Source organism: Psychrobacter sp. NPDC078929, from assembly GCF_050267985.1.
In the GTDB taxonomy this organism is placed as follows: Bacteria; Pseudomonadota; Gammaproteobacteria; order Pseudomonadales; family Moraxellaceae; genus Psychrobacter.
In genome coordinates this window covers 144082-160539 of sequence record NZ_JBNNFX010000003.1, presented here as the reverse complement: position 1 = coordinate 160539, position 16458 = coordinate 144082, and the positions used below count along the sequence as shown (strand labels likewise).

Genomic DNA, 16458 nt, shown 5'->3' with positions numbered 1-16458 from the left:
TAACTCCAGAAAATAAGGTTATTTAGTAAAGATTATAACGGTGGATTATACCGCCATATTAGGACAATTTCGAGGGTTTTCACCAAAAAACTTGTTAAAAATATACAAATTGTGGGGTTTGCTACATAAATTAGGGCCAGTCCAATCAAGTTTCTTATTTACTCAGATGAAAAATATCATTGTTAGTGATGATGTTATGCGCTTTCAAAAGCCTATTACTGCATAAAATAGATGCATTCAAATAAGCCATATTTAGAGTATTTCCATCATTTATGTTTCAATCTTATGTTCCTATATCGAAGATGCCATAAAAAACGCCTTAATGAGAGGTGGATTAGCTATGACAACAAGATGAAAGACAATGTTGGTCCTAAGTGTACGCCTGTAACATTGATTTCTATTAAGAGGCTAATATGCGTATAATGTAGCGCATAGATAGTTGATGCACATTGCATGATAAATGTGCGGTATGGGTGCTAAAAAAAGCTCGTTTTAAGAAGTCAGTTATAAAACTTAGTTATACGAGTTATAAAGGTAACTGTAAAAATCTAAGTAAAAGCCACACTATTAATGATAGTCAAAGTAATGCTATTAATAGTCAATAACTGCTAAACATTTACCAAGTCTGAATTATTACTAAGATCTATACCAAAAACTAAATGAAGGTCACTATTGAGTTTTCAACCGAGGTGTCAACGATATGTACTCAAGCAATCCATCTGAACAAGTTAAGTCCACTATCCAAAATCGCCATGCGCTAAACTTGGACAGCTCACAAGCCATTAGAACGGCGTTTTTTATCTCAGATGGCACAGCGATTACGGCTGAGACACTTGGACGTGCTATTTTGAGTCAGTTTGCCTCAGTTCCTTTTGAGACAAGAGTATTGCCATACGTCGATAGCTTAGAGCGTGCAGAAGATGCGGTTGAACAAATCAATATGGCGTATCAGCGCGATGGATCGTTGCCATTGGTGTTTGATACGATCGTCAATCCTGAGATTCGCGAAAAGATAAACTCAGCACACAGCTGTAACTTAGATATGTATGAAGGTCTGATTGGCCGTGTTGCAGAAGAGACAGGTGTGGAGCCAGATGGTCATTCAGGGCATGCACATGATGATGTCGATTCTGAAACCTATAAAGAGCGTATCGATGCAGTGCATTTTGCCTTAGACAATGACGATGGCGCGCGTACTCGTCACTACAATGCAGCCGATATTATTTTGGTGGGTGTGTCGCGCTCTGGTAAGACGCCGACTTCTTTATACTTAGCATTACAATTCGGTATTCGAGCGGCTAACTATCCTTTAACCGAAGATGACTTGTACGACAATCAGTTGCCGAAAGCATTACGTGAGCACAAAGACAAGTTGTTTGGTTTGCTTATTGATACTGATCGCTTAGTAAAAATCCGTCAAGAGCGCCGTGCAGGCAGCCGTTATTCTAGCTATCAGCAGTGTCAGCAAGAGCAGCGCGCGATTCAGGGTATCTATATCACGCATGGTATCCCAAGCTTAGATGTATCAGAGATGTCTGTTGAAGAGATTGCCACACGTATTTTGCAGATGACAGGTCTCAAACGCCGTATTGGATAATGAATGTCAGCTTAAACAGTATCTGTTCAATCGGTATCAATCAGTGTTTAGGCAGCTTTAATAAATGCGTAAAAAACACTAATAAACATACATCATTTCATCCTAGATAATTATCATATAGAGAATATTATGATTTCAGCCTATCAATCTATAAAGCCATCGTTGTTGCTGGCAGGTCTAATCAGTGCAGCGACTTTACTGAGTGCTTGTCAAACATCACCATTTGCAAAGGATCCAGTACCTGAGCCGCGCTATATTCCAAGTATCGTATTGGGAGAAGCACAGACACTGACTGTCATGCCAAACCGTGTTGCTTGTGCTTCAGAATTACCAATGCAATGCCTACTTGCTAAGTCTAAAGACGGTAGCGTATTCCAGATTCCTTATGACTGGATCGACGATTTCAAACCAGCCCTTGGTACAGAGTACATCATTAGCGCCCGCCCGCAGATTGATGAAGGGCAACAGAGCGCCACTGGTCATTGGACATTGCAAAACATACTGTCACAACGTATGGTGGGCATGCCTTAGTAGGGCGGTATTCATTTATCTACATGATACTAACTCAGCTACATATTGATTCATTTATATCTCAAACATTTACTCGATAAATAAATATAAAGAGGACATCATGGTAAGTAAAAGTGCAAGCGACGAGACCAATGATACTGGTAAAGACGTCCATACTGAAGTATCGAATAAAACTAATGGTCGTTCGCCCAATCCTGAGCATACTGAAGGTAAAGACACAAAACAGAAAATCGAGCAGACTCATGAGCAGGTCACTGAAGATATCATGCATTACCCTGATCTCATCAACCCGCTTGATGACACTCGTATTGATGTCAAATCTGGATTTACCAAAGATTCTCGTCGACTAAAAAGTGACGATCACGAGTATGAGTATGATGCGGTGGTTTTAGGTGCAGGTCCTGCTGGTGAAGCTGCTGCCATGAAGCTGACCAAATCTGGTAAAAGAGTGGTCGTCGTCGATCCGCGTGATCAAGTAGGAGGTAACTCTACTCACGTCGGTACAATTCCTAGTAAAGCATTGCGCCAATCAGTATTTAACTTAATTAACTTCCGTCGCGACCCGATGTTTACCAAAGCGATGGAATATAAACAAGTACCGCTAAATGAAGTATTGGCTAAGGCGCGTCAAGTAATCCGTCGTCAAGTCAGTACGCATACCCGTTTTTATGAGCGCAACCGTATCGAAGTTATTCAAGGTTGGGCAAGTTTTATTGACGCTCATACGCTGCGCATTGAAGTCGACGACAATGTCTACGAAACTATTACTTTCAATAAAGCCATCATTACTGTCGGTAGTCGTCCTTACCGTCCTGATATTTTAGACTTTAAACATCCACGCGTTTTTGACTCTGACAAAATCTTGCAAATGGATTATGTGGTCAAAAAAATCATCATCTATGGTGCAGGGGTGATTGGCTGTGAGTATGCGTCTATCTTTACGGGTCTTGGCTACAAGGTTGATCTAATCAATAACCAAGATCAGCTGCTCAACTACTTGGACAGCGAAATCAGTGATGCGATCGCGCATGACTTTAGACAGTTCGGTGTGCTTATCCGTAGTAATGAAGAGATTGATCATCTTGAGACTCATGATGATTATGTGGTCTTGCACTTAAAGAGCGGCAAGCGCATCAAATCTGATGCCATTCTTTGGTCAAATGGTCGCTCAGGTAACACCGAAGGCCTGAATTTAGAAGCCATTGGACTAAAAGCAAATGGCCGTGGTCAGTTAAAAGTAGATGATACTTACTGTACGGACGTCGACAATATTTATGCTGCTGGTGATGTCATCGGTTGGCCATCATTAGCCTCTGCTGCCTATGATCAAGGTCGCTGTGCTGCTGCCTTTATGGTCGGTGATAGTGATGCCGAGCCAGTATCTAGTGTCCCAACTGGTATCTATACCATTCCTGAAATCTCTTGTATCGGTAAAACAGAGCAGGAGCTAACGGATGAGAAAGTTCCGTATGAAGTGGGTCAAGCGTTCTTCAAACATCTGGCACGTGCCCAAATCATTGGTGAACGCTCGGGCGTATTAAAGATATTGTTCCATCGTGATACGTTGGAGATTTTAGGCATTCATTGCTACGGCAACCATGCTTCAGAGATTATTCATATTGGTCAAGCAGTGATGAAGTGTAAGAGCAACAATACGCTTGAGTATTTTGTAAATACGACTTTTAACTATCCAACGATGGCAGAAGCGTATCGTGTGGCTGCGCTTAACGGTTTGAACCGAGTATTTTAATGTTTAAAAATGACTCAAAGTGAAAGTGTCATATGTATAAAAAAGCGCCTGCTAATATTAGCAGGCGCTTTTTTATGCTCATAGATTTAATTAATTTGAAGATTTATAAGTAGGCTTTTCGCTGCGGAATACGCTTGCGTAAAAATAGCAATAAAACAAAATAGAGCAACCATAAGCCAGCTAACGCGTAAAATCCTATAGCGACTTGAGAAACACTGGCACCCATTTGGTTAAGCTGCACAGAGGTATTGATTGCAGGCGTGGTCGGTACCAGCCAACGTATTACTTGTAATACTTGAGGCAATTGGTCTGCTGGCCAAGGGTAGCCGCTTAAGAAGAATATTGGTAAGGAGATAAAGATTAAGATCTGCATACTGCGCTCACGCTGCCGGAACCATAATCCGAGCACGCAGCCGAGCGTTGCGACTGTCGGACAAAATAGTGCCAAAAATAGCAGCGTACCAAGCATGTTTTGTCCGCGTGGATAATGATGTAGCTCAAACGCCCACCCATAATAAAAGCAGCCAACGATAAAACTAAGTGAGCTCAAAGCCCCAATACGTCCCAACCAGCCACGTACACTCGTACTGTGACGGCGCTGCTCATACCATGTGCCAATCAGCATGGCGGTCGCCATCAAAAGTGTCTGCTGTAAGATAATAACAGAGACAGCAGGTACGACATAAGCACCATAGCCCTCAGTTTGGTTATACAGTGGCATAATCCGTAGCGGTACAGCTTGCGTATTCTGTGCTGCGGTAGGTGCATAAGCGCCTTTCGCAATGCTTTTCTTTACCTTTATGCCGGCGGATACCGTACCTACCGCTTGAGAGAAACCCAGTTGGACGTTTTTATTTAAAATAAAATAACCGCCATTACCCAGTACGCTAACGTGCGCTTGCTCTCCGGACTGAACTTGTTCTTCGAGACCAGCTGGAATCACCATATAGCCTGCAATTTGATCTGACCATATGGCTTCTTTGGCCGCCTGCTCATTGATAAATCGTTCAGTATCTAGGTATGGACTAGCACTCGCATAGCGAACAAGAGTACGCGATAAGTTGCTGTTGTCATGATCAATGATACCTACTGGCACATGATTGACCACCTCAGACGAGTAAGGCCAAGGATAGAAAAACCCATAGATAATAGGGGCAATAATCAACATCAAAAGTACGCCTTTGTCACTAAAGACGTCTTTGAAAGTTTGAATAAAGCTGTTCCAAAAACCTTGTGGAGTGGGGGTGACTGTTGATTTGGTTTTTGAGTGTGCAGACATTAGCGTGCTCCCCAACGTTCAGGATGCGCCAATGCGCGTTTGGTTAATAGTGCCGCAAGTATTAGCGCTATTATGGCTGCAAGCATGAGGCCATAGACGATAGGTAGCGATATGGCGATCGGTGCTTGCATTTGTAACTGTGCAATATGGAGTTTGAGATAATGCGTTAGCGGCAGGGCATTTGACCAATATTGCGCGCTATCACTAATCGCAATATAAGGAAAAGTAACACCGGCAAAGGCGTAAGAAGGCGCTGAAATAAATCCAGTAGTCGATAGACCCATACGTAATGAAAAAGAATTCAAAGTAAAAATAGCACCCAGCCAAAACGACAATACCATTAGGCACAAAAACCCAGCATAGACTGCCATAAGAGACATGATGTTGATATTCTGATTGGACGTTGCCAGCCACAATATCAACGCTGACCACAAGCTATAAGCCAGTATTGGCCAAAAGTATTTACCCAATAGACCAAATACTAAAACTGATAGGCTGACCGAATGGGGCATTTTTGCATTCGATGATGCTTTGTTATAGCTGCTATTTTGTTTGGTTGATAGCGAAGATGATGTTTCTGAGGCTCTGGATAACGTTAGATTAGGCTTTCCTGTATCAATAAAACGGTACCAGCGACCGATACTCTTATCACGTAACTCGCGGCCAATCGTAGTTGCGCCAATGACCATCGCCAATATATGTAATAAGGCAGGTATGACAGTCGATGCCAAAAACTGCTGATAATTGGTCGCAGCATTGAATAAGCTAATACGCTGCACACTGATAGGCGCATAAGCCGTCATCGCTTGTGATGGCGCTACGCCTTGTTTAACCAATCGCTTGATCTCTACACCTGCGGATAATGTGCTAGCGACCGCTTGGACACCTGCCTGAATAATACCAGAGTGCGTACCGTACTGTGCATTGACTTGTAGAGTCAACGGAGCAGGCTGGCTCGATAATATATTACGAGAAAAGTCTTCTGGGATAATGACGACAGCGTAAATGTCACGCTGTAAAATCGCAGCCTCTGCATCCGCTTGGGAGTAATAAAGCTGTCTGACCGTCAAAGTAGGACTGGCCTCTAAGTAACGGACGGCAGTATTGGCAACAGCGCTATTGTCTTGATCGATGACTCCGATAGGCAAATCGGTAATTTGAGTCTGTGAGAATATCCACCATATTAGCAGCACCGTTGCCAGTGGTATCCATACCACCATGCTAAAGTCCCAGTGATTTTTTGCCAAAAAACGGCGCTCATAGGCTGCACTGCGTAAAAAAGCCTCACTTAACTTAGTCAAGTGCATGGCTTACTCTTGGTTCTGATTGACAGGAGTAGGGTTGATACGTACGACCACGCTCATACCTGAGCGGATACGAGCATCGGGCTTAGATGGTCGTGCCTTTACCTCAAAAGTACGCACATCAAAACCATCATCGTTGTTGGTCGGACGCCAAGTGGCAAAGTCTGATAGAGTCGATGTCGCATAGACGGTAAATTGTTTTGTATAAGGTTTATCCGCTGATGACAGTGCTGGGATAGTACCCGTAAATGTCTGACCAATAGCAAATTGATTTAAGTAAGACTCAGTGACGTTAAGTACTACCCATTGGTCATTGGTATCTACCAACGTCAGGAGCGGAACCCCTTGACCGATGACTTCTCCAACACTCACGATGACATTATCAACGATACCAGCGATAGGACTTCTTAGGTTCGCTTCCTCTTTTGCTACTAACGCCTCATCAAGTTTTGCATCGACCTGTGCGACTTGTGCAGTGGCCGCTGACTTATCTTCAGTACGTGCGCCTTCTAGTGCCAAATCATACTGCAAGCGGGCTGCTTCGGTTTGGTCTTGAGTAGCAAGATATTGCGCATATGCTTCATCGCGCTTTTGTCGCGCCATCAAACCTTCTTCGTAAAGGCGATTGACACGCTGATAGGTATTTTCTGCTAAGTCAGACGCCGCTTTATTAGCTTGCCAAGCGGCTTTTGCTTGGGCGATTTCTTGCGGGCGCGCACCATTTTCTGCTTTATCTAATTGACTTTGTGCGATTTGCTTACCAGCACGTGCTTGATTAATCTTGGCATTAATCTCAGGCGAATCCATCTCAACCAGTTGCTGACCTGCCGTTACCGTATCACCCTCTGTTACCATAATCTGGGCAATACGCCCTGGTACTTTTGCAGCGATAGACGTTTGCTGCATCTGCATTTGTCCTTGCAGCGTAATAACTTCTGGCTCGCTATGCGCGTTACTTTTGTATAAGCCGTACGCAATCGTACCAAGGACAATCAGTATGAATAGTGCAAGTAATCCTTTTTTCATACGCGCAGATTTGTCAGTTTTAGAGGCGCTACGATTATAAGTAGGTGTCGGTTGCTCTGGTTCAATATCAGACACGTCTTCTACAGGATCGACTGAATTTTGTGTATCTTGAGAGGTCACTGACTCGGTTGCATCAGTTGATTTATTTGAGTCGTCTGATTCGCGTGGTAATTCTGTCATGACAATGAGATTCCTAAAGCAACAAAGTTGAAAATAAAGGGTTTATTACTAGTACACTCGAAACGCATAAGGCTTGGCGTTGTCTATGGTTTCAGAATTAAAAATAGCACCAAGGGCGACGATAAATGCTGAATAATAGAGCCATAGCATAATGACCACGGCAGCTGAAAGCGCGCCAAACTCAGCACTATAATTATTAAAATTTTGCACATAAATTGAAAACAAGATGGACAATATAATCCATAAAACCGTTGCTAACGCAGCGCCCGGCATCAATTTTTTGAGGGCAACAGCATCACGATTTGGGGCTAGACGATAAAGACCTAAAAAGCTTAAGAATATGATACCCGTCAATATTGGCCACCTGCTCCAAAGCGCAATTGTCTTTGCTATCTGAGGGAAAGGAAAGTAGGCGGCTCCCAAAGGAATAATCGCGATAGAAGAGACCGCGATAATCAATACGATTACTGCTGCAAAGGTCAAACCAACTGCGCGGATCGTGCTTTGTACAAAACTACGCTCCTGCGTAATATGAAACGCAAGGTTAATAAGAATAATTAAAGACTTAATACCTTTAGAGCCCGCATAAAGTGCGAGCAAGGACGATATAAGCAGGCTGAAAGTCAGAGCAGACGTAGTTGTAGAAACCAACTCGCTCAGACGGGAGTTGAGCACTTCATATACTGTATCAGGTATAAATTGACTCAAAAGCGAGATTTGCTCTTGCATCTCGGCGGGAGAAAACGCAAGACCATAAAGTAGGACAAACACAGCCATCACGGGAAAAATTGATAAGAATCCAAAGAAACCTACGCTTGCGCAATGCGCCCAAACGTTAGAATTATTGGCAATACGCCACGTTTCTAGTAACGTCTGTAGCCAGTTTTTTATCGATTCAGAGGTCAATTTTTTCATAAAAGCAGCTGTTCATAATAAGGTAGGTAATAGTATTTTTGATGTCAGCTTCATAGTAATACAAAGCGTTTATCAGCACGACTTATGGCTTCTCACGTTACATCATTGCTCAGTATATAAAGTAGGCAATTGAATGTCAGCGGCGTTGAGATAAGCATTAAAAGCAAGTGGCGTACCACAGCTTTGCATAAGGGCAGCCAGTGACTGTACATAGTCATTAGCAGCCTGTGCTTGCTCAGTACGTGCCTTAAGTGATTGCGTTTGTGCTTGCACTACATCAACCGTGGTATTTACACCTTCTTGTAATCCTAAGCGTCGTAGTCGCAATACTTCTGCTGCCAAATCAACATTACTTTGCAATGCCTGATAGCGTGATTGAGCATTATTGACATCGTGCCAGTTTTTTTCTACTAGTAGCAATAAATTGTCACTGACTTCAATCTCAGAGAGATCGGCCTGACGTATTTTGGCACTACTGGATGCTAGTGATGCGGCTTTATCGAGTCCGCCCCATAGTTTCCAACTGGCAGATATACCAGCGACCCAGCTTGGATCTTTCTCTACCTGACCATAACCGTATAGTAATACCGTAGGCTTATAGCCTGTATCTGATAGCGCATGTAACTGCTGAGCCTGTGCCCGCTTGGCTGCAACTTTTTGCAGTCCAGGATGGTTATTTAGTGCCAAGTCCTGAAAGTAGCTCACATCTGGTAGGGGGTGACTAGAGACAAACAATGGCGTGGTCGGCTTGATGCGATAGTCGGTACGTAGTAGACGCTGTAGCGCAATCATAGCTAGGCGCGCGTCATTATTGGCATTAACGGATTCACTCTTGGCATCCGCAAGCGCCGACTGCGCTTCTAGTCTATCGACACGTGAGATAAAACCTTCTTCAAACAGACGCTCGGCCATATGGTCGGTCTGTTGCAATGTATCGTAAGCGTCTTCTCGTAAGTAAGCAGCGATAATCGCTAGCTGTGCCTTAAAATAACGCTCAATTAACGTATTATAAAGTTCATTTTTATCCAGTACGCTATCAGCCATCGCTTCCTGCGTACGTGCATCCGAGGCGCCAGTCAGTGCGTCCGTACGTCCAGCAGTATAAATAGGCCAAACGACACCAAGACCTGCACCCGACGTAGAGCCTGAGCGCTTGAGGTTATAAGAATCGGGAATACGCTCACCGACCAGCTCACCAAAGTCTGGTAGGTCTGCCGTACGAGGGACTATTTTATCTACCCCATTATTTACTTCGTTGACGATACCGCTTCTGAGAGAAGATAAATCTATATCCTCGTCTAAATGATAGGCACTGGCAGATACTCGAGCAAATACGAGCGGATTGTCGATAGTTCTGAGCGCGTCAGTTTGGTATTCGCTGGCAGCAATCGCTGCTTGATTGGCAGCAATTTTAGGTGATACTTGTACCAGCAGTTTCTGGGCTTGCTCTAAGCTCAAAAAGCTTGAGACGTCGAGTGCATAGCTGTTATCGACAGCTTTATGTGTGATAGGGTCAATAAGCGTAGACAGTGTCTGCGATTCAGCGTTTTGAGGGTTTGGTACTGTATCAAAAGGCGCTACAGCTGGTTTATCATTATCAGTCGGACTACCAGTATCTATGATTTGTGTTACCGCCACTGGTGTAACATCATCTGACACTTCTATACTGTCAGCGTCAGTGCTCGCATAAGTCATGACAGGCACGCTCATGACTGCAACTGTCATCATAGCAGTCGGTAGCGCTGATAAAATGAATTTCATAAGTCACATAAGCCATTAATTAGAATGTAAGGTATTATAAAATAAGGAACAGTACCAATAGATTTCATCACTCAGAATATAAAGTCGCTGAACCATTATAGACTATTCGTTAGCTCGCAAAAAATAATGCTCAAATAAATTATTCATATTCTAATATAAAAATACGTCTATATTAAAAGTGCTAACAAGCGGTCATTCGTCATAAGAGGTACACTGTAGAGCCACAATGGTGACGGGTCAATGCTCAGTATTTTGCCGTTTTCTATTGTGCGACCAGTAGCGGTATGATAGAGGATTGATTTAATTTTTAAATATCTGTTTATAAGTAACAACATAGCCAAATAGCCAACAAGACGTTTTCAATTCAAGCAATTTATTTTTAGTTAGATTTTGTTTTTAATCTCATTATGAAAAATTTAGGCAGTAATTAACAAATAGAAAATGCTCAATAAGCATCAGTCAATCAGTCAATCAGTCAATCAGTCAATCAGTCAATCAGTCAATCAGTCAATGAATAGTCACTAAATGGCTATCAAACAGAATAAACAATATTAGCAGAGGATGTGTCATGGCAGGGTATATTTTAGCGTTGGATCAAGGGACCACATCGAGTCGAGCGATATTGTACGATGATCATGCGCGTCCTATCAAAATGGTACAACAGCCAACGACGCTGCAAACACCAAGAGCTGGATTCGTTGAACAAGATGCACAGCAGATCTGGCAAACTCAGATTAGCTGTGCACATGATGTTATTAATCGGGCAGGGTTGCTTGCCACTGACGTTACCAGTATCGCGATTACCAATCAGCGTGAGTCGATTGTGATGTGGGATAAGCAAACTGGCAAGCCACTGGCTCCTGCCATCATTTGGCAAGACAGGCGTACCGCAAATTACTGTAAGACGCTTGCTGCTGAAAGCGCTACCAATAGCATGAATGACCCTGTGCATCAGAGCATTGATAGTGTCAATATGGCACATGAAGTACAGCGTATTACAGGTCTGCGTTTAGATCCGTATTTTAGTGCCAGTAAGATTGCTTGGTTACTCGAAAACAACCCGAAGCTGAGTGTACGAGCCAGCAGAGGTGAGATAGCGGTCGGCACGATTGATAGTTGGCTGATTTATAAGCTCACAGGCGGTGAACATGTCATTGATGTGACCAATGCTTCTCGCACATTGTTATTCGATATTCATAAGCTGGAATGGTCAGAGACACTTTGTGACCGTTTTGCTATACCTATGAATATATTGCCTAAAGTACTACCATCCGACGGTGATTTTGGCAAAACTAAAAAAGGCCTGTTTGCAAAGCAAATACCCATTCAAGCAGTATTGGGTGATCAGCAAGCAGCGCTCTTTGGACAAGGTTGTCTTGATGCAGGTATGGCCAAAAACACTTATGGTACAGGCTGCTTTATGCTAATGAATATTGGGCAGCAGCCAAAGTTGAGTGAGCATAAGCTGCTAACCACCATCGCGTGGCAACGTAAAACCTCACCAATTCGTCCTGATAATTTGTCATTTGATCAAATTGTACAGTCAGGCAAACGCATGCTACAGCCACCTAAAAAGGAAGTCACTTATGCTCTAGAGGGCAGTGTCTTTATGGCGGGGGCTATCGTTCAATGGCTGCGTGATAATTTGGGTATGATTCAGCAGAGTAGTGATGTCGAGGACCTAGCCCGTCAAGTAGACAGTAGCGAAGATGTTGTTCTATTACCTGCTTTTACTGGATTGGGCGCGCCTTATTGGCGTTCGGATATCAGTGCTAGCATCACTGGTATGAGCCGCGGTACTACTAAGGCACATATTGCACGCGCTGCATTGGAGGCCGTTGCTTATCAAACCTATGATGTGCTTATCGCTATGCAAAAGGACAGCCCTCATCCTTTGACTGAGCTGAGAGTAGATGGCGGCGCTGCAAATAATGATTTGCTCATGCAATTTCAGGCAGATTTGTTGGGTGTTCCGGTATTACGTCCTAGAGATACAGAGATTACGGCAAAAGGCGCAGCACTCCTCGCAGGTTTAAAGACTGGGTTATATGACGAATCGACCATGAAAGCTTCATGGCAGGTAGATCGCGTGTTTGAACCAAGTATGTCGGCTGATGCTCGTGAGCGACATCTTGCTAAATGGCAGCAGGCTATCAAAAGGTCTCTAATGCCGTTATAAGATTGATTTACTTAGTAAATTCATTGTGATCGTACATTTATAATTACTCAAAGTATGAGGCTGCCGTACACAAATGTGATAAAGATACAGGCTGTAACGCAAGATAATCGTAATATGGACACAGTTTACATAATCGGCCTATCTGTCCTTACCTATAAATTTTTATACTTCAATTGGATTTAGTAAGACTGCTAATAATTAGCAAATAAATAATTCAATAAATAATAAATAATTTAAGGACAATACTATGAGTAACCACGATGCTATCGATCGCAGTGAAGTAAAACATATGTCAAAAGAGACAAAAGAAGATTTAAACGCAGACATCATTACCGGTGAGCCAGGTTCACATCCAGTAGGTACAGGTATCGGCGGTGTAGGCGGTGCAGCAGCAGGTGCAGCTATCGGTACGATGGCAGGTCCACTAGGTACGTTAATTGGTGGTGCTATTGGTGCTATCGTTGGTGGCGGCGCAGGTCATGCAGCAGCAGAAGCTATTGACCCAACTCACGAAGAAGCGTACTGGCGTGCAGAGTATGCAAACGCCGATTACCATAGAGAAGAATACGATTTCGACCGTGATTTGCATCCAGCATATGCAGTTGGTTATGCGAACCGTGCTCGTTATCCAGTAGATGCTCGTTTTGAAGATCATGAAGCAGATTTAGAGCGTTCATGGCACGAAGTAAAAGGTGAGTCTCGTATGGAATGGAACGAAGCGCGTCAAGCATCACGTGATGCATGGAACCGCGTATCATAAGAGAGTTTAAGTCACTAATAGAGCGGTTGGGCAAACATCTTGGCGACCAATGCACTTAGTAATTAGCTAATATTAGAGATTGCTATATCACTACCTAAAATAGATTAATTGTATGTCCAGTTCTATTAGTAAATCTACTTATCAACATTTATGCTATCTTAAAACTTCCAAGGTTTAACTTTGGAAGTTTTTTTAGGCATAAAATTTGCAGCGTATACACATACGTGAATATTATGTACTATAATAATGAGAGCGATGGGGAATATATGAGTAATAACACTGAAGGTCATAAACAGTTTTATATCGCAACGGCCAACTTGCTGAACTTTGCGAACCCTAATCGAACTTATTATGAAAATGCGCCAGCTTATAACGATAAAGCCTACGAACATAAGCTGCGAGGTCTTACAGATTTATTGGCTAAAGCGCATGCTGACATTATCGCAGTACAAGAGGTTTGGGATAGTAATGCATTAGAGGCGCTGGCTGTTTCATTAGGTTTCAAGCCTGAACATGCGGTCATTCCACTTGCAAGTAACGATAACGCGAGTATATATACCAAAGGCATGGGTGCACAGAATACACCTGCTGTCGGTATTATCAGCCGATTTGAGCAGTTAGAAACCAGTTTGCTAGAAGATATAGCACCAAAAGCCATTATTGATGTATCTGATATCGGTCCCTATCAACGCTTCAACCGTCCTCCATTAGTGTTACGTGTTGACGCGTATGGGCAGCCCATTACTATTATTACAGCGCATCTAAAAAGCAAACGTGCTTTTTTCTTACGTGACGAAAATGGTGACCTATTAGAAGATATGGACGATCCGAATATTCGAGTTCGCGCCAAGCTTCGTAGTTTATGTATGCGCGCGGCAGAAGCGGCCTCCATCCGTATGTCTATTATAGAGCGATTGCAACATACCCGTGAACCATTGATTCTATTGGGCGATATGAATGATGTTACAGGTAGCGTGACTACTCAGTTGATGACAGAAACTGGGGAAGTGAATTACGATAAAAGTATGCGTGATGTTGCACTTTTTGATGCTGCTCGTATTCAAGCACGGTATGGTTGGATGAAAGATGTCGCATACACCCATATATATCAAGGTATGCCAGAAGTTATCGATCAGCTATTTGTCTCTGAAGAGTTTTTGCCTGATAGTAAGTTTTCACTTGGTCATGTTGAACGAGTCGATTATTTTAATGATCATTTGAAATGGGACTATGACGATAGAGTGACCGATCATGGTATTATAAGGGCGAAAATAAAACTCAAAGATTAACTTTATAAAATTAGACGGTTAGCTCTATTAAATTGCTGAGCGTATTATTGTTTTTAACCTATTCATGTCCCTTGCTTGATGCTATACAAGCGTTTATGATGCCTCTGCATTGAATATAGTAGTGACCATATAGGCTTTATATTTTAGCCAACAGGCAACTATCCTTGATTTGAGGATAATTACTATTCGATGAAAGTTATATTTATAAAATAGGGCGTAACATTAAGAGATTTACAATGAGTGATAACAAAGACGAAAAGATCGAAGATGTGTTGGTGGATTCGGAATTGGCAAAGAAGCTTGTACCTAATAAGTTTAAGTTTACTAGCCAGCAAGGCCGTGCACGTCGTCAAAAACTATTGGCTGGTGCCAAAAAATTGAGCGAAACGCATGCTATTAACGATATTACGTTAGCAGCTGTGTGTGAAGAAGCGGGCATACCAAGAGCTTCTGCTTACCATTTCTTCCCTAATATTGAAGCAATATTTTTAGCATTGCGTTTTTTGAATGCGATTGAAATATTAGAGATGATAGAGACGGTTGATATTGGCAACTATGACAGATGGCAAGGGTATTTAACGGCGCTTATCGATCGTTGTATTACGATATTCCATAATGATGAGACAAAAGCCAAGCTTATCTATGACACCAATACACCTGATTTTGAAGGTGACAGCTTTGGTGAAGATATGGATCATCAAATCGTTGATCTGGTCTATAAGCGTTTGTCAGAGCGTTATGAGATGCCAAACTTCCACGATATCCAAGATACCTTGTTGATTGCTTATAGCATCGTAAATGCTATCTTTACGTTGTCTTATCGCCGTCATCAGAGTATTACTGAAGAGTATATCCAAGAAGCAAATACAGCATTTATTGCTTATTTACGTTGTTACCTACCAGAAAAGTTGCCACGTAAAAACCGCTAATTGAGCTTACTTTAAACATAAAAAAGCCGACAAATAGGTCGGCTTTTTTATGTTTAGTTTTTAGTATAGGACTGGAAATAATACAGATTAATATCTCTAATAAAACAGCGACTATTCTAACGGTTAGACGTCAAATCTTGTCCACGGCAAGTATCATCGCTCGCGTCTAAAGGCGAGTACTGCTTATGATAACTGACTATTGACTTCTCTAGCGCTACATTGGTCTGTGAGTCATTGGCATTGACGTAAGCTTCGCGAGCTTGTTCGAGCCAACGGTCTGCCATGCGAAAATGCATACCAGATTCGCGCCAACCTCGCGCGCATTGATTGGTTGCTGCCCAAATCAAAGCCACTTCACTGAATGCCATCTCACGTGGTGCTGACGCTATGCCATCACCATCTTTGAGTGCGCTTAAAGTTGCCCATAGATCAGGACGCATTAAGGCAGAGGTAGACGGAATATCTTGATGCAAGCCCAAGTCTTGTATCGTGTCATTATCTAGCGCTTGCAATATAGGTTCTGCCATTTCTAACGCAACTTGACCTGCGGATGAGCGGCTATTCATACTGTCTTGATGAATAGCATAGTTCAACCACGCTTGCGCTTTGTAAGCGAAATACTGTTGAGCGGCTGTCTTGTCTTTTTGTTGATAGGGTTTTAACTGCGTGACCATACAATTTAATAGGCGCTGCTGTTCGCTTTGATATCTATAAGAGCGTGCTTGAGTCTGACTATCATCACGGCAGTATTCAGCCATGCTAGTTGAGTTAGCCACTTGGACAGTCTCACTCTTAGCTAAAGCTGGCTGCATAAAGGTTAACGAAAATAAAGCTGATAGTGTAACGCATATTGAGCGCTTGAAAGGTGCTGCTTTGATGGTTGAATCAAACATGGTGTAAACCTTATGTTAAGGTAATAAACGTTGGTATTATTTACCATTACTAGGGCTGACTTAGT

Annotated in this window: 13 protein-coding genes; 7 read left to right on the top strand and 6 right to left on the bottom strand. The window is 42.6% G+C overall.

The genetic code is table 11. The features are described from left to right. Window positions 1–700: 700 nt before the first annotated feature. The 3 genes from ppsR to sthA all read left to right on the top strand — a co-directional run bounded on the left by ppsR (window position 701) and on the right by sthA (window position 3878). Window positions 701–1597: a posphoenolpyruvate synthetase regulatory kinase/phosphorylase PpsR gene (ppsR, locus tag ACQKCG_RS02980; RefSeq protein ID WP_101205440.1), complete on the top strand. Its 897-nt coding sequence runs from the start codon at window positions 701–703 to the stop codon at window positions 1595–1597. A gap of 129 nt (window positions 1598–1726) precedes the next feature. After that, complete coding sequence (locus tag ACQKCG_RS02975; protein WP_347161993.1) at window positions 1727–2128, top strand: DUF4377 domain-containing protein; 402 nt, start codon at window positions 1727–1729, stop codon at window positions 2126–2128. Between the two features lie 100 nt (window positions 2129–2228). Then, complete coding sequence (gene sthA / locus ACQKCG_RS02970) at window positions 2229–3878, top strand: Si-specific NAD(P)(+) transhydrogenase (protein ID WP_427585084.1); 1650 nt, start codon at window positions 2229–2231, stop codon at window positions 3876–3878. 103 nt (window positions 3879–3981) lie between these two features. On the opposite strand, the gene ACQKCG_RS02965 is transcribed toward sthA, so the two are convergent. The 5 genes from ACQKCG_RS02965 to ACQKCG_RS02945 all read right to left on the bottom strand — a co-directional run bounded on the left by ACQKCG_RS02965 (window position 3982) and on the right by ACQKCG_RS02945 (window position 10343). Then, window positions 3982–5157: an ABC transporter permease gene (locus ACQKCG_RS02965; protein WP_427585083.1), complete on the bottom strand. Its 1176-nt coding sequence runs from the start codon at window positions 5155–5157 to the stop codon at window positions 3982–3984. After that, complete coding sequence (locus tag ACQKCG_RS02960; protein WP_427585082.1) at window positions 5157–6464, bottom strand: ABC transporter permease; 1308 nt, start codon at window positions 6462–6464, stop codon at window positions 5157–5159. The genes ACQKCG_RS02965 and ACQKCG_RS02960 overlap by 1 nt, the downstream gene beginning before the upstream one ends. A gap of 3 nt (window positions 6465–6467) precedes the next feature. Beyond that, window positions 6468–7667, bottom strand: coding sequence for an HlyD family secretion protein (locus ACQKCG_RS02955; RefSeq protein ID WP_427585081.1), 1200 nt, complete (start codon window positions 7665–7667; stop codon window positions 6468–6470). Between the two features lie 48 nt (window positions 7668–7715). After that, window positions 7716–8582, bottom strand: coding sequence for a YihY/virulence factor BrkB family protein (locus ACQKCG_RS02950; protein ID WP_427585080.1), 867 nt, complete (start codon window positions 8580–8582; stop codon window positions 7716–7718). A gap of 102 nt (window positions 8583–8684) precedes the next feature. Beyond that, the gene (locus tag ACQKCG_RS02945; protein ID WP_427585079.1) at window positions 8685–10343 is read right to left on the bottom strand and encodes a TolC family protein; all 1659 of its coding nucleotides are present in this window, start codon (window positions 10341–10343) and stop codon (window positions 8685–8687) included. Between the two features lie 568 nt (window positions 10344–10911). Here ACQKCG_RS02945 and glpK point away from each other — a divergent pair. The 4 genes from glpK (at window position 10912) to ACQKCG_RS02925 (ending at window position 15500) form a co-directional block, all read left to right on the top strand. Next, window positions 10912–12522, top strand: a complete 1611-nt coding sequence (gene glpK, locus ACQKCG_RS02940; RefSeq protein WP_427585078.1) for a glycerol kinase GlpK — start codon at window positions 10912–10914, stop codon at window positions 12520–12522. Window positions 12523–12769: 247 nt separating this feature from the next. Next, window positions 12770–13282 (top strand): hypothetical protein, encoded by a 513-nt coding sequence (locus tag ACQKCG_RS02935; protein ID WP_057759401.1) that lies wholly within the window; start codon window positions 12770–12772, stop codon window positions 13280–13282. A gap of 266 nt (window positions 13283–13548) precedes the next feature. After that, complete coding sequence (locus ACQKCG_RS02930) at window positions 13549–14571, top strand: endonuclease/exonuclease/phosphatase family protein (protein ID WP_427585076.1); 1023 nt, start codon at window positions 13549–13551, stop codon at window positions 14569–14571. A gap of 236 nt (window positions 14572–14807) precedes the next feature. Further along, on the top strand, window positions 14808–15500 hold the full coding sequence (locus ACQKCG_RS02925) for a TetR/AcrR family transcriptional regulator (RefSeq protein ID WP_427585075.1): 693 nt from the start codon (window positions 14808–14810) through the stop codon (window positions 15498–15500). Window positions 15501–15616: 116 nt separating this feature from the next. On the opposite strand, the gene ACQKCG_RS02920 is transcribed toward ACQKCG_RS02925, so the two are convergent. Then, complete coding sequence (locus tag ACQKCG_RS02920) at window positions 15617–16393, bottom strand: hypothetical protein (protein ID WP_427585074.1); 777 nt, start codon at window positions 16391–16393, stop codon at window positions 15617–15619. Between the last annotated feature and the right edge of the window lie 65 nt (window positions 16394–16458).